The sequence below is a fragment of the Pseudaeromonas sp. HNCC25DJ182 genome (assembly GCF_055413365.1).
The window spans coordinates 15,634-37,412 of the sequence record NZ_JBVAYG010000010.1; the positions used below are offsets into that span (position 1 = coordinate 15,634).

At 56.9% G+C, this 21,779-nt stretch carries 21 protein-coding genes; 5 read left to right on the top strand and 16 right to left on the bottom strand.

Translation table 11 applies throughout. The annotated features are described in order from the left end of the window. Positions 1-5 precede the first annotated feature (5 nt). The 12 genes from rplV to argC form a co-directional block, all read right to left on the bottom strand. Positions 6-338 carry a 50S ribosomal protein L22 gene (gene rplV / locus ACZYUB_RS09590; RefSeq protein WP_460885165.1) on the bottom strand — a complete coding sequence of 111 codons (333 nt, stop codon included), beginning with the start codon at positions 336-338 and terminating at the stop codon, positions 6-8. Between the two features lie 10 nt (positions 339-348). Beyond that, a complete protein-coding gene (gene rpsS, locus ACZYUB_RS09595) occupies positions 349-627 on the bottom strand; it encodes a 30S ribosomal protein S19 (protein ID WP_377150763.1) in 279 nt (92 codons plus the stop codon). A 22-nt stretch (positions 628-649) separates the two neighbouring features. After that, complete coding sequence (rplB, locus tag ACZYUB_RS09600) at positions 650-1,471, bottom strand: 50S ribosomal protein L2 (protein ID WP_460885164.1); 822 nt, start codon at positions 1,469-1,471, stop codon at positions 650-652. A 15-nt stretch (positions 1,472-1,486) separates the two neighbouring features. Beyond that, positions 1,487-1,792 (bottom strand): 50S ribosomal protein L23, encoded by a 306-nt coding sequence (rplW, locus tag ACZYUB_RS09605; protein ID WP_460885163.1) that lies wholly within the window; start codon positions 1,790-1,792, stop codon positions 1,487-1,489. Further along, complete coding sequence (rplD, locus tag ACZYUB_RS09610; RefSeq protein ID WP_463889620.1) at positions 1,789-2,394, bottom strand: 50S ribosomal protein L4; 606 nt, start codon at positions 2,392-2,394, stop codon at positions 1,789-1,791. Before rplD ends, rplW begins: the two co-directional genes overlap by 4 nt. Before the next feature lie 17 nt (positions 2,395-2,411). Beyond that, complete coding sequence (gene rplC / locus ACZYUB_RS09615) at positions 2,412-3,050, bottom strand: 50S ribosomal protein L3 (RefSeq protein WP_463947429.1); 639 nt, start codon at positions 3,048-3,050, stop codon at positions 2,412-2,414. Positions 3,051-3,073: 23 nt separating this feature from the next. After that, positions 3,074-3,385: a 30S ribosomal protein S10 gene (gene rpsJ / locus ACZYUB_RS09620; protein WP_005307944.1), complete on the bottom strand. Its 312-nt coding sequence runs from the start codon at positions 3,383-3,385 to the stop codon at positions 3,074-3,076. A gap of 334 nt (positions 3,386-3,719) precedes the next feature. Next, a complete protein-coding gene (argH, locus tag ACZYUB_RS09625) occupies positions 3,720-5,105 on the bottom strand; it encodes an argininosuccinate lyase (protein WP_463947431.1) in 1,386 nt (461 codons plus the stop codon). A gap of 119 nt (positions 5,106-5,224) precedes the next feature. Beyond that, positions 5,225-6,436 (bottom strand): argininosuccinate synthase, encoded by a 1,212-nt coding sequence (locus ACZYUB_RS09630; protein ID WP_463947432.1) that lies wholly within the window; start codon positions 6,434-6,436, stop codon positions 5,225-5,227. Then, the gene (locus tag ACZYUB_RS09635) at positions 6,436-7,353 is read right to left on the bottom strand and encodes an ornithine carbamoyltransferase (RefSeq protein WP_463947434.1); all 918 of its coding nucleotides are present in this window, start codon (positions 7,351-7,353) and stop codon (positions 6,436-6,438) included. Before ACZYUB_RS09635 ends, ACZYUB_RS09630 begins: the two co-directional genes overlap by 1 nt. A gap of 54 nt (positions 7,354-7,407) precedes the next feature. After that, entirely contained in the window at positions 7,408-8,187 is a 780-nt protein-coding gene (gene argB, locus ACZYUB_RS09640; RefSeq protein ID WP_463947436.1) for an acetylglutamate kinase, read from the bottom strand. Positions 8,188-8,201: 14 nt separating this feature from the next. Then, positions 8,202-9,209, bottom strand: a complete 1,008-nt coding sequence (gene argC / locus ACZYUB_RS09645; RefSeq protein WP_463947438.1) for an N-acetyl-gamma-glutamyl-phosphate reductase — start codon at positions 9,207-9,209, stop codon at positions 8,202-8,204. A 240-nt stretch (positions 9,210-9,449) separates the two neighbouring features. On the opposite strand from argC, the gene argE reads away from it, so the two are divergent. The 3 genes from argE to ybaK all read left to right on the top strand — a co-directional run bounded on the left by argE (position 9,450) and on the right by ybaK (position 13,985). Continuing rightward, positions 9,450-10,595, top strand: coding sequence for an acetylornithine deacetylase (argE, locus tag ACZYUB_RS09650; RefSeq protein ID WP_463947439.1), 1,146 nt, complete (start codon positions 9,450-9,452; stop codon positions 10,593-10,595). Positions 10,596-10,743: 148 nt separating this feature from the next. After that, positions 10,744-13,374 (top strand): phosphoenolpyruvate carboxylase, encoded by a 2,631-nt coding sequence (ppc, locus tag ACZYUB_RS09655; protein WP_463947441.1) that lies wholly within the window; start codon positions 10,744-10,746, stop codon positions 13,372-13,374. Positions 13,375-13,520: 146 nt separating this feature from the next. Then, the gene (gene ybaK, locus ACZYUB_RS09660; RefSeq protein WP_463947442.1) at positions 13,521-13,985 is read left to right on the top strand and encodes a Cys-tRNA(Pro) deacylase; all 465 of its coding nucleotides are present in this window, start codon (positions 13,521-13,523) and stop codon (positions 13,983-13,985) included. Positions 13,986-14,108: 123 nt separating this feature from the next. Here ybaK and ACZYUB_RS09665 read toward each other — a convergent pair whose 3' ends face one another. From ACZYUB_RS09665 to metB, 3 genes are all read right to left on the bottom strand, one after another. Next, complete coding sequence (locus ACZYUB_RS09665; RefSeq protein WP_463947444.1) at positions 14,109-15,773, bottom strand: sensor domain-containing diguanylate cyclase; 1,665 nt, start codon at positions 15,771-15,773, stop codon at positions 14,109-14,111. Between the two features lie 180 nt (positions 15,774-15,953). Further along, positions 15,954-18,386, bottom strand: a complete 2,433-nt coding sequence (locus ACZYUB_RS09670; RefSeq protein ID WP_463947446.1) for a bifunctional aspartate kinase/homoserine dehydrogenase II — start codon at positions 18,384-18,386, stop codon at positions 15,954-15,956. Positions 18,387-18,411: 25 nt separating this feature from the next. Beyond that, complete coding sequence (gene metB, locus ACZYUB_RS09675) at positions 18,412-19,578, bottom strand: cystathionine gamma-synthase (RefSeq protein ID WP_463947448.1); 1,167 nt, start codon at positions 19,576-19,578, stop codon at positions 18,412-18,414. 168 nt (positions 19,579-19,746) lie between these two features. Here metB and metJ point away from each other — a divergent pair, with 168 nt between their 5' ends. Further along, positions 19,747-20,067: a met regulon transcriptional regulator MetJ gene (metJ, locus tag ACZYUB_RS09680; RefSeq protein ID WP_463947592.1), complete on the top strand. Its 321-nt coding sequence runs from the start codon at positions 19,747-19,749 to the stop codon at positions 20,065-20,067. A gap of 258 nt (positions 20,068-20,325) precedes the next feature. Here metJ and nudE read toward each other — a convergent pair whose 3' ends face one another. Further along, the gene (gene nudE / locus ACZYUB_RS09685) at positions 20,326-20,889 is read right to left on the bottom strand and encodes an ADP compounds hydrolase NudE (protein ID WP_463947594.1); all 564 of its coding nucleotides are present in this window, start codon (positions 20,887-20,889) and stop codon (positions 20,326-20,328) included. 101 nt (positions 20,890-20,990) lie between these two features. Between nudE and yrfG the strand changes: the two genes are divergently transcribed. Continuing rightward, a complete protein-coding gene (yrfG, locus tag ACZYUB_RS09690) occupies positions 20,991-21,731 on the top strand; it encodes a GMP/IMP nucleotidase (RefSeq protein WP_463947450.1) in 741 nt (246 codons plus the stop codon). Positions 21,732-21,779: the final 48 nt, after the last annotated feature.

A 21,779-nucleotide genomic window follows, 5' to 3' on the forward strand; every position in this document is an offset into this window, starting at 1 on the left:
GCCTCTTAGCGGTCGGACACTACCACAGTGATGTGGGAGGTACGCTTCAGGATACGGTCCGCGCGGCCTTTGGCACGTGGACGAATGCGCTTCATGGATGGACCTTCGTCAACCATGATGGTGGCAACCTTCAGCGTGTCGATGTCTGCACCTTCATTGTGCTCGGCATTTGCAATGGCAGATTCCAGTACCTTCTTAACCAGTACAGCCGCTTTACGCGGGCTGAAGGTCAGCAGGTTCAGAGCCTTGTCAACCGTCAGACCACGCACTTGGTCAGCGACCAAGCGAGCCTTTTGGGCAGAAGTCCGGGCGAAACGGTGTTTAGCGATAGCTTCCATCATTTACCCCTTATTTCTTCTTGGCCTTCTTATCAGCGGCATGACCGCGATAAGTACGAGTTGGCGCAAACTCACCCAGCTTGTGACCGATCATTTCATCGGAAACGTAAACCGGTACGTGCTGACGACCATTATGGACAGCGATGGTCAAACCGATCATGTTCGGGATGATCATTGAACGACGGGACCAAGTCTTAATTGGCTTCTTGTCCCCGCTTTCCACCGCTTTCTCTACCTTCTTCAGCAAGTGCAGGTCAATAAAAGGACCCTTCTTGAGAGAACGTGGCATGGTGATTCCTCTTTAAAAAGAATTACTTGTTACGACGACGTACGATGTACTTGTCGGTGCGCTTGTTCTTACGGGTCTTGTAACCCTTAGCCGGCGTGCCCCAAGGAGATACAGGTTGCATACCCTTGTTGCGGCCTTCACCACCACCGTGCGGGTGATCAACCGGGTTCATGGCCATACCACGAACAGTCGGACGAACACCGCGCCAGCGCTTGGCACCAGCCTTACCCAGTTGACGCAGCATGTGCTCGGAGTTACCGACTTCACCAATGGTGGCGCGGCACTCGGCCAGCACTTTACGTACTTCACCGGAGCGCAGACGCAGAGTCACATAGCTACCTTCACGGGCCAGGATCTGAGCGAATGCACCAGCAGAACGAGCAATCTGAGCACCCTTGCCCGGCTTCATTTCGATAGCGTGGACAGTGGTACCAACCGGGATGTTACGCATCGGCAGAGTGTTACCTACCTTGATGCCTGCATCGATACCAGAAGCAATCTGGTCGCCGGCTTTCAGGCCCTTGGGAGCCAGGATGTAGCGGCGCTCGCCGTCTGCGTACAGCACCAGCGCGATGTGCGCGGAGCGGTTCGGGTCATATTCCAGACGCTCAACTTTGGCCGGGATCCCGTCCTTGTTGCGCTTGAAGTCGACCAGACGGTAATGCTGCTTGTGGCCACCACCGATATGACGGGTGGTGATACGGCCGTTGTTGTTACGACCGCCACTCTTACGCTTCTCTTCCACCAGGGCGGCGAATGGCTTGCCCTTGTGCAGTTCCGGGGTGACGATCTTGACGACGTGACGGCGACCCGGAGAAGTAGGCTTACATTTTACAATTGCCATTTGCTAAGACTCCTCTTACTCGGCGGCGCCGCCCATGAAGTCGATGTCTTGACCAGGAACCAGTGTCACGTAGGCTTTCTTCCAATCGGAACGACGGCCAACACGAGCACCAGTACGCTTGGTCTTACCCATCACATTCAGGGTGCGTACAGCTTCAACTTTAACTTCGAACAGTTTCTCAACTGCAGCCTTGATTTCCGCTTTGGTCGCGTCAGTGGCAACCTTGAACACGATGGTATTCAGCTTTTCAGCCACCATGGTGCTCTTCTCAGAGATGTGCGGAGCCTTCAGAACTTTCAGCAGACGCTCTTCACGGATCATGCCAGCATCTCCTCGATTTGCTTCACTGCTTCAGCAGTCATCAATACCTTGTCGAAAGCGATCAGGCTAACCGGGTCGAGGCCAGTTACGTCACGCACGTCAACCTTGTACAGGTTACGGGCGGCCAGGAACAGGTTCTCATCCACTTCCGGAGTGACGATCAGCACGTCTTTCAGGTCCATGCTCTTCAGCTTGGCAACCAGATCCTTGGTCTTCGGCGCATCGATTGCGAATTGCTCAACCACGATCAGACGTTCTTGACGTACCAGCTCGGACAGAATGCTCTGCAGAGCGGCGCGGTACATCTTCTTGTTTACCTTCTGGCTGTGATCTTGCGGACGAGCGGCGAAAGTCACGCCACCTGAACGCCAGATCGGGGAGCGAATGCTGCCCGCACGAGCACGACCAGTACCCTTCTGACGCCATGGCTTCTTACCGCCACCAGACACTTCAGAACGGCTCTTCTGAGCGCGAGTACCCTGACGCGCACCATTGGCGTAGGCTACGACTACCTGATGAATCAGGGCTTCGTTGAACTCACGCCCGAAGGTAGTTTCGGAAACTTGAAGAGCGCCTTGGGCGTCTTTCATTACCAATTCCATTACTATCTCCTCAGACGTTACGCTTTAACGGCAGGTTTGACGATCACATCGCCGTTGGTTGCGCCTGGAACTGCGCCTTTAACCAGCAGCAGATTGCGCTCAACGTCGACACGAACCACATCCAGGCACTGCACGGTGACGCGCTCGTTGCCCAGGTGACCGGCCATTTTCTTACCCTTGAACACTTTACCCGGTGATTGGTTTTGACCAATTGAACCCGGTACACGGTGTGAACGAGAGTTACCGTGAGTCATGTCCTGGGTGCGGAAGTTCCAGCGCTTTACAGTACCGGCAAAGCCTTTACCCTTGGAGGTACCCGTAACGTCTACTTTCTTGACGTCAGCGAAAACGCCAACGTTCAGCTCAGCACCGACAGCAACGTCAGCTACTTCGCTTTCGTTCAGACGAAATTCCCACAAACCACGACCAGCATCTACACCAGCCTTAGCAAAGTGACCAGCTTCGGCGCCAGTCAGGCGATTAGCCTTCTTTGCACCGGTGGTAACCTGGATGGCAACGTAGCCGTCGCTTTCCAGAGACTTAACCTGAGTCACACGGTTTGCTTCAACTTCGATAACAGTCACAGGGATGGACACGCCGTCTTCAGTGAAGACGCGAGTCATACCCAGCTTGCGACCTACAAGACCGATTGTCATTGTTATCAACCTCTATTCCGTAATTAACCCAGGCTAATCTGTACGTCGACGCCAGCTGCCAGATCCAGACGCATCAGAGCGTCAACGGTCTTGTCAGTCGGTTCAACGATGTCAACCAGACGCTTGTGAGTGCGGATTTCATACTGATCACGTGCGTCTTTATTCACGTGTGGAGAAATCAGTACGGTGAAGCGCTCTTTGCGCGTCGGCAGCGGAATCGGGCCGCGTACCTGAGCGCCAGTGCGCTTAGCAGTTTCGACGATTTCCGCAGTAGACTGGTCGATCAAGCGGTGATCAAACGCCTTCAGGCGGATGCGAATTCTTTGGTTCTGCATTTACCAGAGCTCCAAATGGATAAAAGAACATAAAACAAACCGCCCGAAGAACCCATATTGGCCCCGGAGGTCGTTTCATAACGTTTCTCCCCAAATCGGGGAGACTGTGTGGTTCATCCGGCAAGCCGTTTGAACCGAGCCTGTTGGCTCTGCTGTCAGATTGACAAGCCCGCGTATTATACGGATCAACCTGACTCTTGCAAGGGTAATTCTGCTTTTTTGTCTATTATCTATCCTGCTGGCCAATGGACAAAAATACGGGGTCCATCAGACCCCGCAAACAGATTCGCTCAACAACAAACAGCCGTTAGTTTCTGACCAAATCGAAACTTTCTCAGACGTTTCGTTGTGCCAGATGCTGCTCCATGTAGACCAAGGCGCCATCGATCTGCTCCGGGGCAACCCCCCCCTTGGCCACACGCTTGGCCAGCGTCGACTCCAGGGAAAGAATAGGGTACACATCCTCGGCCACCACAGGGCTGAACTGCTGGAATTCAGGCAGGGCCAGCTCTTCGAGCGGCTTAGCCACCTGGATAGCATAGACCACTGTTTCCCCAACGATATGGTGCGCTTCACGGAACGGGATACCTTTGGCCACCAGATAGTCGGCCAACTCGGTGGCATTGGCATAGCCGCCCTGTGCCGCCGCCAGAGTGCGCGCCTGATTCACCTTGATATCCTCAAGCACCAGACAAGCCATATCCAGACAGTCATGCCAGGAGTCCAGCGCATCAAACAAGCCTTCCTTGTCTTCCTGCATGTCCTTGTTATAGGCCAATGGCAGGGCCTTGAGGGTCATCATCATGCCCATCTGCGCACCTACGACCCGACCGGCTTTGCCACGGATTAGCTCCAGGGCATCAGGATTCTTCTTCTGTGGCATCAGAGAGGATCCCGAGGTTACCTTATCGGAGAGCTCAACAAATCCAGCCTCGCCGGTATTAAAGAAGATGAGATCTTCGGCAAAGCGTGACAGATGGACCATGGAGAGGCTGGCACAGTTCATCAGTTCGACCACATGATCCCGATCCGAAACCGAATCCAGACTGTTGCGGGTAGCCCCGGCAAACCCCAGATCCAGCGCCAGTGCCTCGCGGTCGATGGCATAAGCAGTGCCCGCCAGAGCGCCGCAGCCCAGCGGGCTCAGATTTAACCGCGCCAGCGCATCCTGCAAGCGGCTGAAGTCCCGCTCCAGCATCTCGACATAAGCCAGCGCCCAGTGGGAGAAGGTCACGGGTTGCGCCCGCTGCAGGTGAGTGTAGCCGGGCAATACGGCGCTTTGGTGCACCCGGGCCGCAGCCACCAGAGCCTGCTGCAGCTGATGGATTGAATTCAACAGCACCTGACCCTGAGCCTTGCACCAGAGTTTCAGATCGGTGGCAACCTGATCGTTGCGCGAACGCCCCGTATGCAGCTTCTTACCCAGATCGCCGACGCGTGCGATGAGTTTGCCTTCCACCCAGGAGTGGATGTCTTCGGCATCAGATTGCAGAATTTGCTCCGGATCAGCCTGGACCTCGGCAAGCAGACTGGTTAGCGCTTGTTCCAAGCGCGCTTGTTCGTCCGTGCTGAGAATGCCGACCGAGACCAGAGCCCGCGACCAGCCCACAGAGCCGATGATATCCTGTTCCGCCAGGCGATAATCAAACCGCAGGGAATCATTGAACTGTTTGAACCGGGTATCGGCTGCCTGACTGAAACGTCCGCCCCACAATGCCATGGTCTCATCTCCAAAATTTGCGCTATAAAATGACGACTCCCGCCACGGCAGGAGTCAGAAAATGAGGGCTTCCTGCACCACCTCGAGTCGCAGGAAGCCGACAGCAGCAAATGCCGCCTTTATTTCTTGCTTTGCTCTTTCAAGGCACGAATACGGCTGGCCAGGGTGTAGAGACGGATAAAGCCTTCGGCATGGCTCTGGTCGTACACTTCATCGGCGCCGAAGGTGGCGAAGTCTTCGGAGTAGAGGCTGTTGGCCGAGCGCTTCTGTACTGCATTCACGGAGCCCTTGTACATCTTCAGCACCACTTCACCGCACAGATCTTCGGCGATGGCATCGGCTGAAGCCACAATGGCCTTGCACAGCGGCGTGAACCAGCGACCGTCGTACACCAGATGGGAGAACTCGGCCCCCAGCTTCTCACGCCAGGCGCGGGTGGTCTTATCCAGCACCAGCTCTTCCACGGCGCGCAGCGCAGCCATCATGACGGTACCGCCCGGAGTCTCGTAGCAACCACGGGACTTCATGCCGACCAGACGGTTTTCGGTGATATCGATACGGCCGACGCCGTGCTTGGAGGCGCGTTCGTTCAAGGTCACCAGGACTTCATAGGGGCTCAGCGCCTGATCATCAACGGCGACTACTTCGCCATTGGCGACGGTCAGCTTCACATATTCGGCCTGATCCGGTGCCTGCTCCGGAGAGACAGTCCACTGCCATACGGCTTCAGACGCTTCGTTCCAGGTACTTTCCAGCTCGCCACCTTCGGTGGAGATGTGCCAGGCGTTGGCATCACGGCTGTAGATCTTGGTGATGGAGGCCTTGCACGGAATATTACGCTCGGAGAGGTAATTCAGCAGCTCTTCACGGGAGCGCATGGTCCAAATCCGCCATGGAGCAATCACCTTGAGCTGCGGAGCCAGAGCGGCAACTGCGCCTTCAAAACGCACCTGATCGTTACCCTTGCCAGTACAACCGTGGGCGATAGCATCGGCACCTTCAGCAATGGCCGCTTCGACCATGGCCTTGGCGATCACCGGACGAGCCATGGAAGTACCCAGCAGGTAGGTGCCTTCGTAGATGGCCCCGGTCTTCAGAGTCGGGTAGACGTAGTCTTTGACGAACTCTTCTTTCAGATCCTTGACGATACACTTGGAGGCACCGGAAGCGATGGCTTTCTGCTCGACCCCTTCCAAATCATCAGCACCCTGCCCTACGTCGGCAACGAAGCAGATCACTTCGCAGTTATAGTTTTCTTTCAGCCAAGGCACTATGGCCGAAGTATCCAGACCGCCCGAGTAAGCCAGTACAACCTTGTTGATGCCTTCCATTATTTGTCTCCTTGATTGATCAGTGTGTGCAGGACAGCGTTTTGCGCGTGCATCCGGTTTTCTGCCTCATCCAGGATGAGGGAGGCCGGGCCATCCATGACGTCAGATGTAATTTCCATTTCCCGGTGCGCAGGCTGGCAATGCAGCACATGGCGGATCCCGGTGTTATCCAGCAGCCCCTGATTGATCTGGTAGGGCATGAATTTATCTTTTACCGCTTCCAGCGGGGTATTGTCACCCATGGAAACCCAGGTATCGGTATAGGCCACATCGAAACCGACAATATCCTGAACACTATCGGTGACGGCCAGACGCGCGCCAGTCAATTTAGCCAGCTCCGCGGCTTCATTGAAGATCTGGGCATCCGGACCGCAGCCCTTCGGCGCAACCACAGTCACATCGGTACCCAGAATAGCACCGGTAATCAGCAGCGAGTGAGCCACGTTGTTACCATCCCCCAGATAGGCCAGTTTCACCTTGGCCAAATCCTCATAGTTCTCGGCGATGGTCATGAAGTCAGCCAGCGCCTGGCAAGGATGGTAGAGATTACACAGCGAGTTGATGACCGGTACGGTCGCATGTTGCCGCAACTCCAGCAGAGTCTTGTGGTCATAGACCCGCGCCACTATGCCTTCGCACCAGCGGGACAGGTTACCCGCGAAATCCTTGACGGTTTCCCGAGAGCCCATGGCGCCATTTTGTTGATCCAGATAGACGGCATGTCCACCGAGGCGATGGATCCCGATGTCAAAGGTCACCCGGGTACGCAGGGAGGGTTTCTCGAACAGGGTGACTATGCTCTTGTTCGCCAGGCTGGCGCGGAATCCGGCTGGATTGGCCTTCATGGCACGTCCCAGCTGGATCAGTTCCAGCAACTCTTCCTGGTTGAATTCCTTGGTCGTTAACAGGTGCCGCATGCCGCTCTCCTTAAAAGTCATTCTTCTTGTTGCGCTATGAGTGCGCTTTGCCTATCAGGCCGAAATGCGGGTACCGATATCACCACCGGCCAGCAACTTGCTCAGCTGATCCGGATAACGCCAGCTGGCAACACAGATCGGACGCCCCAGGCTGGCGGAAGCATGCAGTGCCGCTTTGACCTTGACCTCCATGCCACCCGTGATGACGCCCTTGGCAATCAGCTCATCGGCTTTGGCTTGCGTCACCTCGTGGATCAACTGTCCCTTGCCATCCAGAATGCCACTGACATCGGAGAGCATCACCAAATCGGCACCCAGTGCCTCGGCAATGGCGGTTGCGGCCTGATCAGCATTAACGTTCATCAACTGGCCTTCGGCGGTAATACCGATGGAGCTGATCACGGGCAGGAAGCCGCCATCCAGCAAACTATGCAGTAAGGAGGCATCGCCCGGTTGGCAATCGCCTACTGCGCCCAACTCGGGATCCAGCTGGGTGACGTTACACAAGCCACCATCGGCCAGGCAGAGACCAACGGTCTTGATGCCATGCTGGATGGCTTTGGCCATCATCTGCTTGTTGGCCGTCCCAGCCAGTGCCCCGGCAATGATCGGGATCTGCTCGAACGGGGTAACCCGCAAACCATTCTTCTTAGTGCTCTTGAGGCCCAGCCCCTTGAGCAGATCGTCCACCAGGCAACCGCCACCGTGCACTAGCACCAGAGGTCTGTGTTGCTGCTCCAGAAACTGGGTCAGTCCGTCGAACAGGGCGCCAAGGGCTTCGTCGCTCTCCAGCAGAGCGCCGCCGAGTTTGATAATCAGGGTATTGTTGGCCATATCCGTTTGCTCCGTTACAGCAGACCCGCGGTCTGCTCGAATCCATAATTGATGTTGATGCACTGCATGGCCTGGGAGGAAGCGCCTTTAAGCAGGTTGTCGATGGCCGATGCCACGATCAGCTGATCCCCCTCGACCTGCCAATGCAGATCGCAGAACGGAGTTCCGGCGACACCGGCGATGGAGGGCCATTGGGCACTCAAGCGAACGATAGGTTTGCCGTCATAGGCACTCGCGTAGGCCGCATCCACCTGTTCAGCCGTCACGCCATCGGCCAGTTGCACGTAGATGGTCGCCAGAATACCACGAATGAAATTACCCAAATGAGGCTGGAATAGCACCTTGGTTCCCAAGTGGTGACTGATTTCCGGCTGATGGCGGTGCTTGAACACGCCATAGGGGTTCAGACTGACTTCGCAGAAGCTGGTATTGATGGCCGCTTTGCGTCCGGCACCGGAGACCCCGGACACCGCATTGATAATCGGCGTGGTACCCGCCTTGATAAGGCCTGCATTCATCAGCGGCTTCAGGGCCGAGAGCGAGGCGGTGGGATAGCATCCCGGAACGGCTACCAACTCAGCCTGGGCAATGGCCTCTTCATTCCACTCGGCCAAGCCATAGACAGCTTGCTGTAACCACTCGGGCTGGTTATGGCTGAAACCGTAATATTCGTCGTAGAAACCCTGCTCTTCGACCCGGAAAGCCCCGGATAGGTCAAACACCTTGATACCCGCCGCCAGGAATTGCGGAGCCAAATCCATGCTCACCTCATGGGCGGTCGCCAGACAAACCAGATCGGTTCCCGCCTTGGCCTCCTCCATCCCTTGTTCCGTCAGCGGCTGGATGGACAAGTCCACCAAACCGGCAAACCGCGGATACAGGGCCGCAAATGGTTTGTGGGCATCCTGGCTGTTGGCGGAAACATAGAGTCCCTTCAGGTGCAGGTGCGGATGTTTCTGTACCATGGCAGCCAATTCAGCACCGGCATAACCACTGGCTCCAATAATGACGACATTCAGCATGACAATTTCCGTAATGGCTCAGCAGAGTTTAGGTATCGGGGTACAACGGGAAACAAAGGCTGCAAGCTGATGCAGCATCAAGCAGGGTTGCGTCGTCGATTGTTTATGAAGTGACAGGACATCAACATTACCTTACAAATAGTCTCTTACCGTTTAGCGCCCGACACATCTTAATATTTATGCATCGAACTTGCATTTATATTATTTATCAAATTAGTATCTGGGCTGCAAGGAGGATGTATGGCAAATCTGGATTTTTTTACGTTATACCGGGATATCATCGCGATTCCGTCAATTAGCAGCACAGATCCAGCCTGGGATCAGAGTAATCAGGGGGTCATTCAACTGCTGGCCGACTGGTTCAGCCAGCTGGGTTTTCGGTGCGATATCACCCCGCTCCCCGATCTGCCGGGCAAATTCAATCTGGTGGCGACGCTGGGATCGGGGGATGGCGGCCTACTGCTGGCAGGTCATACCGATACCGTCCCCTTCGACGCCGGGCGCTGGAGTAAGGATCCATTTACCGTGACCCAGGAGGGCGATCGGCTCTATGGCTTGGGCACCATTGATATGAAGGGTTTTTTTGCCTTTATTGCCATGGCGGTTCAGGAGATGGATCTGCGCCAGCTGAAAAAGCCACTGCGCATTCTGGCCACTGCCGATGAAGAGACCACCATGGCCGGCGCTCGTGCTATTGCCGAGGCCGCCACTATCAAGCCGGATTATGCCGTCATCGGTGAGCCGACCGGGTTGGTGCCGGTGATGATGCATAAAGGCCATATGTCGGAATCGATCCGCGTCACCGGCAAGAGCGGTCATAGCTCGGACCCGGCCAATGGCGTCAATGCCATCGAGATCATGCACAAGGTGCTGGGCAAGTTGACGCTGCTACAACAAGATTTGTCGAAAAAATACCACAATTCCCACTTCAAGGTGCCGCATCCAACCCTCAACTTTGGCGCCATCCATGGTGGCGACAGCCCGAACCGGATCTGCGGTGCCTGCGAATTGCAGATCGACCTACGCCCCATCCCGGGCGTCAGCCCTCAGGAGCTGATGGTGATGCTGGAAGAAAACCTGAGCGAGATCCATGCCTGCCATCCCGGCTGCCTGCACATCAGCCATATGCATGAACCCATACCGCCTTATGCCTGCGAGAGTTCTTCGGTCTTGATCACCGAAGCCGAGCGCGCCACCGGCCACAGCGCGGAATCAGTCAATTACTGTACCGAGGCACCGTTTGTGCAGCAATTGGGCTGTGACACGCTAGTGCTGGGTCCTGGCTACATCACCCAGGCCCACCAACCGGATGAGTATCTCGACCTGTCTTTCGTCACTCCCACCACCGAAGTACTGAAACATCTGGTGCAACGCTTCTGCCTATGACCCACTTCGGCGCAAAATTCGCATAAATTTGCACTTTAAGCGGGCTCAAGATTTGACCTGGCTAACAGATTACGGATAGATTGTACCCTCGGCCGGTGGGGACAATTTTGTGGTAATCCTCACAACAAAAGGGAAGGGACGGACGATTATGCATGAGAAGTACGCGGCACTGCGTGGCAACGTGGGCCTGTTGGGTCAGCTTTTGGGCAAGACCATCAAGGATCATCTGGGTGAAGAGTTTCTGGCTAAAATCGAAACCATCCGCCAGTTGGCCAAATCCTCTCGCCAAGGAAATGAAGAGGCACGGCAAAATCTGCTGGATACGCTGCACGGCTTGAGCGACGACGAATTGTTGCCGGTTGCTCGTGCATTCAGCCAGTTCCTGAACCTGGCCAACGTGGCCGAGCAGTTCCACACCGTATCTCGTCATAATGAAGATCACAGTGGCCCGGATGCCATCGACAAGCTGTTTGCCAAGCTCAAGGCCAGCAACCACTCCGAACAAGAGATCATTGCCGCGATCCGTGAGCTCGATATCGAGCTGGTGTTGACCGCCCACCCGACGGAAGTGACCCGTCGCACCCTGATCCACAAACACGTCCAGTTGAACGAATGTCTGGAGCAACTGGAGCTGTGCGACCTGAGCGAGCGTGAGCGCAAGATCATCCTGCAACGCATCGAGCAGCTGATCAACCAGGCCTGGCATACCAACGAAATTCGCGAACAGCGCCCGACGCCGGTCGACGAAGCCAAGTGGGGCTTCGCGATGATCGAAAACAATCTGTGGCCTGCCATTCCGAATTTCATGCGCCAACTGGATGAACGGCTGCAAGAAAACTTCGGCCTGCGCCTGCCGCTGGATGTCGCACCGGTGCGCTTTGCCTCCTGGATGGGTGGCGACCGCGACGGCAACCCGTTTGTCACCGCCAAAGTGACCCGCGAAGTGCTGCTGACCTCCCGTTGGGTTGCACTGAGCCTGTTCCAGAATGACGTACAGGAGCTGGTCTCCGAGCTGTCGATGATGGATGCCAGCCCGGAATTGCGCGCCATTGCCGGTGACAACACAGAACCGTACCGCTTCTTGCTGCGCACTCTGCGGGATGACATCAAAGAGACCCTGCAGAACCTGACCGCGCGTCTGCAAGGTCAGTACACCGAGAGCCGCGATCTCATCTGCCGCACCGAGCAGCTGCGTGAACCGCTGGAATTGTGTTATCACTCCCTGCATGCCTGTGGCATGAGCATCATTGCCGATGGTCTGTTGCTGGATGTGCTGCGCAAGCTGGCTTGTTTCGGCATCACCCTGCTGAAGCTGGATATCCGTCAGGATGGCGAGCGTCACGGCGACGTCCTCTCCGAACTGACTCGCTATCTGGGACTGGGAGATTACGCGCAATGGAGTGAGGAAGATAAACAAGCCTTCTTGCTGACCGAACTCAACTCCCGCCGTCCGCTGTTGCCGCCCGACTGGAAACCGAACGCAGAAAATCAGGAAGTTCTGGATACCTGCCGCGTCATCGCCGAAACCGATCCGGGTGCCTTTGGCATCTACATCATCTCCATGGCCCGTCAGCCTTCCGACGTCCTGGCCGTGCAACTGCTGCTCAAGGAAGTAGGTTGCCCATTCCGCATGCCAGTGGCGCCGCTGTTCGAAACCCAGAATGACCTGCAAAATGCCGCTCTGGTGATGAACCGTCTGCTCTCCGTCGACTGGTACCGTGGCTACATCCAGGGCCAGCAGTATGTGATGATCGGCTACTCCGACTCCGCCAAGGATGCCGGCATGATCTCCGCCAACTGGGCCCAATACCGGGCGATGGAAGAGCTGGTGGCGATCGCTGAACGCGAAAACCTCAAGCTCAACCTGTTCCATGGCCGCGGTGGTACTGTGGGTCGTGGCGGTGGCCCGGCTCATCAGGCGATCCTCTCTCAACCGCCAGGATCCCTGAAGGGTGGCTTCCGCGTGACCGAGCAGGGCGAAATGATCCGCTTCAAGTTTGGTCTGCCGGCCGTTGCCATCACCAGCCTCAAGCTCTACACCAGTGCGGTGCTGGAAGCCAACCTGTTGCCACCGCCGAAGCCGAAGCGCGAATGGTGTGAAGTGATGGAGCAGCTGGCGCAAGTCTCCTGCGACCACTACCGCAGCATCATTCGGGATGAGCCGGACTTTGTTCCCTACTTCCGTGCGGCTACGCCGGAAATGGAGCTGGGTAAATTGCCGCTGGGCTCCCGTCCCTCCAAGCGCAAGCCGAATGGCGGTGTGGAGTCCCTACGGGCCATTCCGTGGATCTTTGCCTGGACCCAGAATCGTCTGATGCTGCCCTCCTGGCTGGGAACCCACATTGCGCTTAATACCGTGGTGGCCGAAGGCAAGGAAGAGCTGCTGATCGAGATGAGCAAGGAGTGGCCATTCTTCCGCACCCGTCTAGAAATGCTGGAGATGGTATTCCTCAAGGCTGACATGTGGCTCTCCGAGTACTATGACCAACGTCTGGCACCGGAAAACCTCTGGCCGCTGGGGCAACGCCTGCGCGCCGAGCTCAAGGCCTCCACCGAGGTGGTGCTGCGCTTGCGGCCGCAAGGTGGTCTGCTGGATGACCAGCCATGGATCAAGGAATCCATCAAGCTGCGCAACCCCTACACAGATCCGTTGAACGTGCTGCAGGTGGAGCTGCTGAATCGCTCCCGGAGTACACCGGACGAGCTGCATCCGCAAGTTGACCAGGCGCTGATGGTGACCATTGCCGGGATCGCTGCCGGGATGCGCAATACGGGCTAGTCCGCAGGTAAAAGAGGGCCGGGAGCAATCCCGGCCTTTTCGTTTCTGCTGCCGAGCAGTACCCTAGCTCACATTCCGCTCGACCATAACCAGCACATCACAAGGCTCCGCTGATCCTGAGCCATCTTACCAAGGAGAATAGGTGTATGACCCCTGCTATCCGCTTTCTGAAAATCGCCGGTATCGACTTCAACACCCACAGCTACGAGTGCGAAGTGCTCGAGGATTTTGGCCTTCATGCTGCCGCCCAGTTGGGGCTACCCGCGGAACAGGTCTACAAGACCCTGCTGGTACACCAGGATAAGCAGGTGGTGACTGCGGTGATCCCGGTCTCCTGCATGCTGAGTCTCAAGGAAGTCGCCAAAGCGACCAAGCTGAAGAAGGTGGAGATGATGAAGCCGGCGGATGCCGAACGCCTCACGGGTTACAAAGTCGGCGGCATCAGCCCCTTTGCCCAGAAAAAACAGCTACCTACCCTGCTGGATGCCCGAGCGCTAACCCAGGACACCATACTAGTCAGTGGCGGTCGGCGCGGTCTGTCGGTCGAGATCAATCCCCAGGACTTCATCCAATTGCTGGGGGCGACAGTGGCCCCGATCGGCGAGGAGTAGCTCGTCGAGGCTATCGAATCAATCCAGAGGTAGCAGGGGACCATACGACAGCCTCCCGTTCGGGTTACATCGGCTCGACGAAGGGTCAGTTACATGGACTATTAAGTTTTATTTAAGCGCCAGCTAACCCAAGCGAGCGGGTTTTTGTTGATACATGGCGCTGTCTGCCCGACGCAGCAGAGCCTCCAGGTTCTCTTCGCCAGGCTGCCATTCACTGAGGCCGATACTGACCGAGATCGGCAACTCGTTCCCCTCCCAGCGTAACGGAGTACACTCCATCGCCTTTCGCAGGCGCTCGGCGAGATGGCTGGCTTGTCCGCAGTCGATCCCCGGCAACAGCAGCAGGAACTCATCGCCCCCCATGCGGAAGGCATAGTCGAGCTTGCGCAATTGATGGCGCAGCAGCAGGGCAACATGCTGCAGCAACGCATCTCCTGCCGCGTGGCCATACGCATCATTGACCTGCTTGAAGTAGTTGATGTCGATCAGCATTGCGGAGAGTGGCAGTTGTCGCTGCGTTAGCCTTGACCAACCAAGCTGACTGATCTCCTGATAGCCGCGCCGATTGTAGAGCCCCGTCAAGCTGTCGGTGCGCGAATCAAGTTCAGCACGCAGTCGCTGTTCGCGAACCTGTTTGATGCGGTCCGTCAATGCCAGCGACATCAGGATACCGTCAACGACGAGACCAAAGTCGAGCGCCTTGTAGGTAATGTAGTGAAAAGGAATGAATGCCATAACAGTGCAAGCCGTCACCATAGTGCCGACCAAACCACTCATAGTCCCCAGCAGGAAGAAACGCGCCGAGCGGTTGCCTTGCAACCACGAATAGAGACCCATCACAAACGAGTAGCAGCTGACCAGTGATGAGAGGATGATCGACAACTCGACATGCACTGGATAACCGATCAACGGCCCGATCAGCCCTAACCCAACCAGCAGGTAGAGAGCGACCGTCGTCACCCGGTAGAGCCGTTGGTGGCCATGTTGCAGATCGAGAAAAGAGCGGGTAAAGGCCAGACCGGCACAAAGGAACAGGAAGATAGCACCGGACTGCATCCAATCCTGCCCGGCTGGCCAGTCGGCAAACCAGAGCGGGAATGTGTAGTTGTTATAAGCCGCATTCATCAGTAGGAACGTCGCCAGATAGCCGACATAGGCCAGCTGGTATGTCTCGCGGGTACCCATATACAACAGCAGGTTGTAGAGCAGCATCGCGAGAATCGCGCCGTAGACCAGACCACCGAGAATGCCATCAATCATCTGCGCATAGAGGAACTCTCCTTCGGTCATCAGATTGATAGAGACAATAAACGGATCCGGTGTCTGCACGCGCAGATAGACTGTCGAACGCCCCGGTTCAAAGTTGTGGCGCACATTCGGTAACGGCAGCGCAATCGCCCGTTGCGCAAACGGCAGCCCATTGCCTCCCGGTAACAGCGTGATCTGCTGCTGCGGCGACACCACGGCAAAATCGGCCCGATCCAGCCACGCCTGTGACAACCACAGGATCCGAGTCAACGGCTGCAAAGAGTGATTTTCAACGTTGAAGCGGTACCAGTAGGCGGCACGAGTGAAAGTATGACTGGCCACGGGTTGCCCGAGCGGGGCAAAACGGTCCGAAGGCAGAGCCATCACCTGACGCAACGACAGCTGTCCCTCATCATCACGAAGTACTGAGACGGCCTCGCCAATCGCCATGTGCGGTGACGCCAGGTCAAGCACCGGCAGGGCTTGCCCCCCCGGACTCAGAAGAACCAAAAACAGCAATGAAAACCAAAAACGCATCATCTGAGAATCCGACAACCCGACAACCCGACAACCCGACAACCCGAGTTTATCTTGTATCAAGAATAGTTGTCTTGCTGGCAGAGAGGAAATGCCGGATAGCTCGCGGATATGCCGTCAATCGCGGGCAAATGATTCCGCTTGAAGCGCCGCCTCCCCCAACGGAGGGAGGCCGGCAGATAGTTAAAGTGCCGCGCAGATGGTCCAGAGATCCGCTTGTACCGCTGCCGCCGTCACCTCGCGCCCGGCCCCTGGGCCTTGCAGGATCAAGGGGTTGCTACGGTACCAGTCAGTCTCGATGGCGAAGATGTTGTCACAGGGGCGCAAGTTGACAAATGGATGATGAGGCTCCAGCGCCTCCAGGCCAACACTCGCCCGGCCATCCCGCTCCAGTCGCGCCACATACCGCAGCAATTTGCCATGATGTTGCGCCTCTTCGATGGCATCCAGCAGGCTGTCATCCATCTCGCTCAACCGCTCCATAAACACTTCCCGACTGACGCGGCGCAAGGCATTGGGTACCAGATTCTGCAACGTAATTTGCTCTGGCTCCAGGGCAAAGCCAGCCTCACGGGCCAGGATCAGCAATTTGCGCCGCACATCCTGCCCCGAAAGATCCTCGCGGGGATCCGGCTCGGTCAAGCCGTGCTGCCAAGCCTCCTCGACCAGCTCGGAAAAGGGACGCGAGCCATCATACTGCTGAAATAGCCAGCTCAAGGTGCCGGAGAAGATCCCGCTGACGCCATGGATGCGGTCGCCTGAGTGGGAGAGCATCTGCAAGGTACTCTGGATCGGCAAGCCGGCGCCCACAGTCGCGTTGTAACGCCATTGCCGCTGATGGTCGGCAAAGCTCTGCTTGACCCGATTATAAAAATCGACCGGCGCCGAACCGGCAAATTTATTGGCTGTGATCAGGTGAGCCCCAATCTGGCCAAAATCCGGATAGTAAGCACTGAGCTCCTCACTGGCGGTCAAATCAATGAGGATCAAACCATCAAAGCTATGCTGTTCGAGCAGAGCCAACAGCTCAGGCATGGTGAAAGATTCGGGATGAAAGTGATCCACCATCACCAGAGGATCCAGGCCGTGATCCGACAACATACCGCCGCGCGAATCAAACACGCCGTATAGCGTCAACTCCAGATGGTGTTCAGCCTCCAAGCGCGCCTTTTCGCGGGCGTAGAGGTTTAACCACTGACTGCCGATGTTGCCGCGTCCAAACAGCACTATCCCGGCACGACGAGTCTGATGAAACAAAGTGGCATGCAGCGCCAGCAACAGCGGCTCCAATGTGACTTCCCGCACGATGGCAATCAGGCTCAAGCCCTCTTTGCTGGTCTGGATAAATTCCAGCGGCTGATCCGCCAATAGACGGTAGAAACGATGACACTGCTCGGCATGATCACAGACACCAGCCCCTACCAGCGCCAACAGGCTATAGCCTTCCCGTTGAACCAGTCCGGTAAACAACCCCTGCTGCTGCAACTCCAGTAACAGAGCCATGGCATTGGGGGCCGTCTCCGGGGTATAGGCCAACCGCAGCAGTTTACGGTCCGGTTGATGATGAATGGCCAGAGCGGCTAGTTGTTGCTGGGCCAACGCCCCTTCGATGGTCGCGATGGCTTCGGCATAGCCTTGCTGGGGCAACACTTTCAACTCCAGCAATACGACCTGATCCAGAGAGGTTACTATCCGGGCCCCTTTGACCAGCGATTTACGACGCAGGATCTGGGTCGAGCCGGAGTCGGCATCATAGCTGCAGCGCAACGCCAGTCGTTGCTGGCTATCCAGCACCGGCTGCAAGGTACGGCTATGCAGTACAGGCGAACCCAGGCGTGCCAGTTCGTTAGCTTCGGCCAGGGAAAGACGCTCCAGCAGATGGGCCGATTTAACCCGCCGCGGATCGGCGCTATAAACCCCGGCCACATCACTCCAGATGGTGGTGGCTTCGGCTCCCGCCAACGCACCGAGCAGGGTTGCCGAATAGTCGGAGCCATTACGCCCGAGCAACAAGGTCCGCCCTTCGGCATCGGCGGCGATAAAGCCGGTGACCACCACGCGCTGCTCGCCCAACTCATGGAGGATCGCCTGCAAACGCTCACGAGATGCGGCAACCGCGACCCGGGCTAATGCGGCCTCTTCGGCCAGTAAAAAGCGCCGAGCATCCAGCCAGGTGGCCGCATTCCCGCGCTCCACCAGCAAGGCGGCCAGCAAACGCGCCGACCACACCTCGCCAAAGGAGAGCAGACGGTTTCGTTCCAGGTGGTCAGGGGACTGACTCAATGACAGTGAAATATTCTGCAAATCCGCCTGTAATGCAGCGGATAACTGCTGGTGGGATTCGCCCTCCAGCAAGCCATCGATCAACCCTTGCTGATAGGTTTGCAGCGCAGTCAACACAGCGGCCAGTGCATGTTCACCCGCCTCGGTAGCATCCAGCAGCTGGATCAGACGATTGGTGGTTTTGCCCGCCGCCGAGACGACGATCAGCTCGTCTCCACGCCCCTGCTGTTCAATCAGCCCGGCGACCCGGCGGTAACAGCTGGGATCGGCCAGACTGCTGCCTCCAAACTTGTGAACCTGACGACCTGCCGATACCGCTGCAGCTTGTGACATGATGCTCCCCGACAACAAAGAAAAATTAGGCGCAGGCCTTGGCCCGCTCGAAGGCTTGGTCCAGATCGGCAATCAGGTCATCCGCATGTTCGATACCCACTGACAGCCGCAGCAGCTGATCAGTAATACCGGCAACCAGACGTGCCGCAGGATCCATACCGGCGTGGGTCATGCTGGCCGGGTGGGCCACCAGACTCTCGACACCGCCCAGAGATTCTGCCAGACAGAACAGCTCCAGTGCCATCAGGAAACACTGCATTTGTTCGAGAGTGAAATCGACTTCAAAACTGAGCATGGCGCCGAAGCCCTGTTGCTGGCGTTTGGCAATCTCATGCCCCGGGTGAGTCGGCAGGCTGGGGTGGTAAATTTTGCGTACCAACGGTTGTTGCTGCAGGTAGCTGATGATGGCGGCCGCATTTTCCTGATGAGTGCGCAGGCGAGGCGCCAGAGTACGCAACCCCCGTAGCGTCAGATAGGAGTCAAAAGCACCACCTGTATGGCCCAGACAATTGCCCCACCAGGCCAGCTGTTCGACCAGTTGCGGATCCTTGGCAATCACGGCCCCACCCACCACATCGGAGTGGCCGTTGATGTATTTGGTGGTGGAGTGCACCACCACATCGGCCCCCAACTGCAGCGGTTGCTGTAACAAGGGGGACAAGAAGGTGTTATCCACCGCCACCAGAGCCCCAATCTGATGCGCGGCTGCACAGATGGCCGTGACATCGACCACCCGCAGCAGCGGATTGGAGGGGGTTTCGATCCATACCAGCTTGGGCTTCTGTGCCAGGGCCTCCGCTAGCGCAACCGGATCTCCCTGATCGACAAACAGCACCCGGTAATTGCCACGCGCCGCAACATGCTGAAACAGTCGATAGCTGCCGCCATAACAGTCGTGCGGGGCCACCAGCAAATCGCCACAACGCAGCAGGGCCTCTGCCACCAGGTTAACAGCCCCCATTCCAGTACCGGTGATCACGGCACCACTACCGCCTTCCAGCGCCGCCAAGGCTTGGCCCAGAGTCTCCCGGGTCGGGTTTCCAGAGCGGCTATAGTCGAACTGGCGCTTTTCGCCGTAGCCGGCAAAGGTGTAGTTGGTGGAGAGATAGATAGGTGGCACGACGGCGCCATACTGACTATCCACGCCGATCCCGGATTTGACTGCGTGCGTCTGTTGTTTGTACTCCGCCATGATGCCCCCTGGCCTGCTGGAAAATAGAAGTAGAATGCAGCCTACACCTTACTGGTCCGCACAAAAGCCGTCAACACTTCCAGACGTCTAAATGGCTTTGCTGTTGGATTGCCATTACTGGCTATACGGGTTAAAATCGCGCCGGAACAACCAGATAACGGGTGCATGATGAAGACAGAGTGGAACGGCGATTATGTCAGTCCCTATGCCGAACACGGCAAAAAGAGCGAACAGGTCAAGAAAATAACTGTCTCGATCCCGCTCAAGGTGCTCAAGATCCTTACCGATGAGCGGACACGCCGTCAGGTCAACAATCTCCGTCACGCCACCAACAGTGAGCTGTTGTGCGAAGCCTTCCTGCACGCCTTCACCGGCCAGCCTCTGCCCGGCGATGATGATCTGCGCAAAGACCAACCCGATGATATTCCAGATACGGCCCAGCGCATCATGATCCAGTTGGGCAAGGCCATCGAAAAGTTCGACGAGTAATCTCGCGTCTGTTCGCGAGTCACTCGATGAGAAGCGACCCTTGGCGGTCGCTTTTTTATGGCCGCAATCCTGCGGCAAAAAAAACGCGACCCATGGGTCGCGATATCAAACAAAGAGACAGATTTTTGCAGTGGATTTTTCCTGATCCGCATGGGCAATGCCTCGGATCCATGCCGCTAGTTTATGTCAGCCACCGGCCCTGGACCGTGACAGAAAACGATTTCATCGCGATATGAATAATAGTGCGCCGACCCGAAATCAAGGCAGATCCTGCTGACGCAGCCAGCGCAGAGCCAACATCAGCGCCGCCACACTACGCGACTCGTTGAATTCGGGATCGTCCAGTAACACTTCGGCGTCGGCCAATGGCCAGCGAACCAGCTCCAACGGCTCCGGTTCATCCCCTTCCCGCCACTCTGGATAGAGATCTCGCGCCAGCAACAGGTCCATGCGGCTGGCAAAGAAACCCGGTGCCAGTGAGACCTGCTTGAGCGGGATCAGCTCGCGAGCGCCATAGCCGGTTTCTTCCATCAACTCCCGATTCCCCGCCTGCGCCGGATTTTCACCGGCATCGATCACGCCTTTGGGAAAACCCAACTCATAACTATGGGTACCGGCCGCATATTCGCGCACCAGAAGCAGGGTGTCATCATCCAATAGCGGCACCAGCATGACGGCGCCGCGGTGACCGCCCTGCATCCGTTCATAAATGCGCTCGGTGCCATTGGTAAAACGCAGGTGCAGTGCTTCCACCTTGAACAGCCGGCTCTGGGCCACCAGCTCCTGCTTGAGTATCTGGGGTTTGCTCTTGTCCCGCGTCATCATTGTTCGGCTATAATCGCCGCCTCCGCCACCGCGGGCATCCGTTGTGGATGAACCCGTCTTCAGGTGGCCATTGTAAGCAAAGTCGGACAAGGAACACCATGCTCGCTTGGCAAGAGATCGATACCGTGCTGCTGGATATGGATGGCACCCTGATTGACCTACATTTTGACAACTACTTCTGGCAGCGTCTGGTACCCGAACGTTGGGGCCAGGAGCGCGGCATGCCACTGGATGATGCCCGGCGCGAACTGGAGCCGATATTTGCCGCAGTGGCAGGTACCCTCAATTGGTACTGCACCGATTACTGGAGTGAGCAGTTAGGGCTCGATATCCTGGCATTGAAGCGGGAGATTGCCGACAAGGTCCGTTGGCGCGCCGACTCGCGACCCTTTCTCGAGGCCTTGCGCCACTCTGGCCGGCAGTTATTTTTATTCACCAATGCTCATCCGGATAGTCTGGCCTTGAAGATCCAGCGTACCGCGCTCGATCAGTATCTGGATGGCCTCTACTCCACCCATGAATTCGGAACGTCCAAGGAACATCAGTCCTGTTGGCAAGCCCTGCATGAGCGCCTAGCCTTTGAGCCGGCCCGAACCCTGTTCATCGATGACTCCCGGCGCATTCTGCTCGCCGCGCGCCAGTTCGGTATTGCCCATCTGCTGGGTATTCTCAATCCCGACAGCCAGCAACCTCATCAGCAATTTGCCGATATTCCCGCGATCAGCGACTACGGTGTATTAATCCCGGATCTTCTCGCTCATTCCCGGCACTCAGACGGTCAGATTCCAGCACGCAAGCGCCATAGTTCCCTAGCCGAGGACCACGCCCCGCAGCTCTAGACGCTGCAACCTGGGTTCAGCGAACGCACAGAAAACAAAAAGGCGCCG

What these genes read in the sequence shown, in the direction of transcription:
- rplV (WP_460885165.1), bottom strand. Translation starts at nt 338, where the DNA reads ATGGAAGCTATCGCTAAACACCGTTTCGCCCGGACTTCTGCCCAAAAG.
- argB (WP_463947436.1), bottom strand. Translation starts at nt 8,187, where the DNA reads ATGGCCAACAATACCCTGATTATCAAACTCGGCGGCGCTCTGCTGGAG.
- ACZYUB_RS09670 (WP_463947446.1), bottom strand. Translation starts at nt 18,386, where the DNA reads ATGTCACAAGCTGCAGCGGTATCGGCAGGTCGTCAGGTTCACAAGTTT.
- rplD (WP_463889620.1), bottom strand. Translation starts at nt 2,394, where the DNA reads ATGGAATTGGTAATGAAAGACGCCCAAGGCGCTCTTCAAGTTTCCGAA.
- argC (WP_463947438.1), bottom strand. Translation starts at nt 9,209, where the DNA reads ATGCTGAATGTCGTCATTATTGGAGCCAGTGGTTATGCCGGTGCTGAA.
- ppc (WP_463947441.1), top strand. Translation starts at nt 10,744, where the DNA reads ATGCATGAGAAGTACGCGGCACTGCGTGGCAACGTGGGCCTGTTGGGT.
- rpsJ (WP_005307944.1), bottom strand. Translation starts at nt 3,385, where the DNA reads ATGCAGAACCAAAGAATTCGCATCCGCCTGAAGGCGTTTGATCACCGC.
- metJ (WP_463947592.1), top strand. Translation starts at nt 19,747, where the DNA reads ATGAAGACAGAGTGGAACGGCGATTATGTCAGTCCCTATGCCGAACAC.
- rplC (WP_463947429.1), bottom strand. Translation starts at nt 3,050, where the DNA reads ATGACAATCGGTCTTGTAGGTCGCAAGCTGGGTATGACTCGCGTCTTC.
- ACZYUB_RS09665 (WP_463947444.1), bottom strand. Translation starts at nt 15,773, where the DNA reads ATGATGCGTTTTTGGTTTTCATTGCTGTTTTTGGTTCTTCTGAGTCCG.
- rplB (WP_460885164.1), bottom strand. Translation starts at nt 1,471, where the DNA reads ATGGCAATTGTAAAATGTAAGCCTACTTCTCCGGGTCGCCGTCACGTC.
- argE (WP_463947439.1), top strand. Translation starts at nt 9,450, where the DNA reads ATGGCAAATCTGGATTTTTTTACGTTATACCGGGATATCATCGCGATT.
- ACZYUB_RS09635 (WP_463947434.1), bottom strand. Translation starts at nt 7,353, where the DNA reads ATGCGGCACCTGTTAACGACCAAGGAATTCAACCAGGAAGAGTTGCTG.
- rpsS (WP_377150763.1), bottom strand. Translation starts at nt 627, where the DNA reads ATGCCACGTTCTCTCAAGAAGGGTCCTTTTATTGACCTGCACTTGCTG.
- argH (WP_463947431.1), bottom strand. Translation starts at nt 5,105, where the DNA reads ATGGCATTGTGGGGCGGACGTTTCAGTCAGGCAGCCGATACCCGGTTC.
- yrfG (WP_463947450.1), top strand. Translation starts at nt 20,991, where the DNA reads ATGCTCGCTTGGCAAGAGATCGATACCGTGCTGCTGGATATGGATGGC.
- metB (WP_463947448.1), bottom strand. Translation starts at nt 19,578, where the DNA reads ATGGCGGAGTACAAACAACAGACGCACGCAGTCAAATCCGGGATCGGC.
- ybaK (WP_463947442.1), top strand. Translation starts at nt 13,521, where the DNA reads ATGACCCCTGCTATCCGCTTTCTGAAAATCGCCGGTATCGACTTCAAC.
- ACZYUB_RS09630 (WP_463947432.1), bottom strand. Translation starts at nt 6,436, where the DNA reads ATGGAAGGCATCAACAAGGTTGTACTGGCTTACTCGGGCGGTCTGGAT.
- nudE (WP_463947594.1), bottom strand. Translation starts at nt 20,889, where the DNA reads ATGACGCGGGACAAGAGCAAACCCCAGATACTCAAGCAGGAGCTGGTG.
- rplW (WP_460885163.1), bottom strand. Translation starts at nt 1,792, where the DNA reads ATGATCCGTGAAGAGCGTCTGCTGAAAGTTCTGAAGGCTCCGCACATC.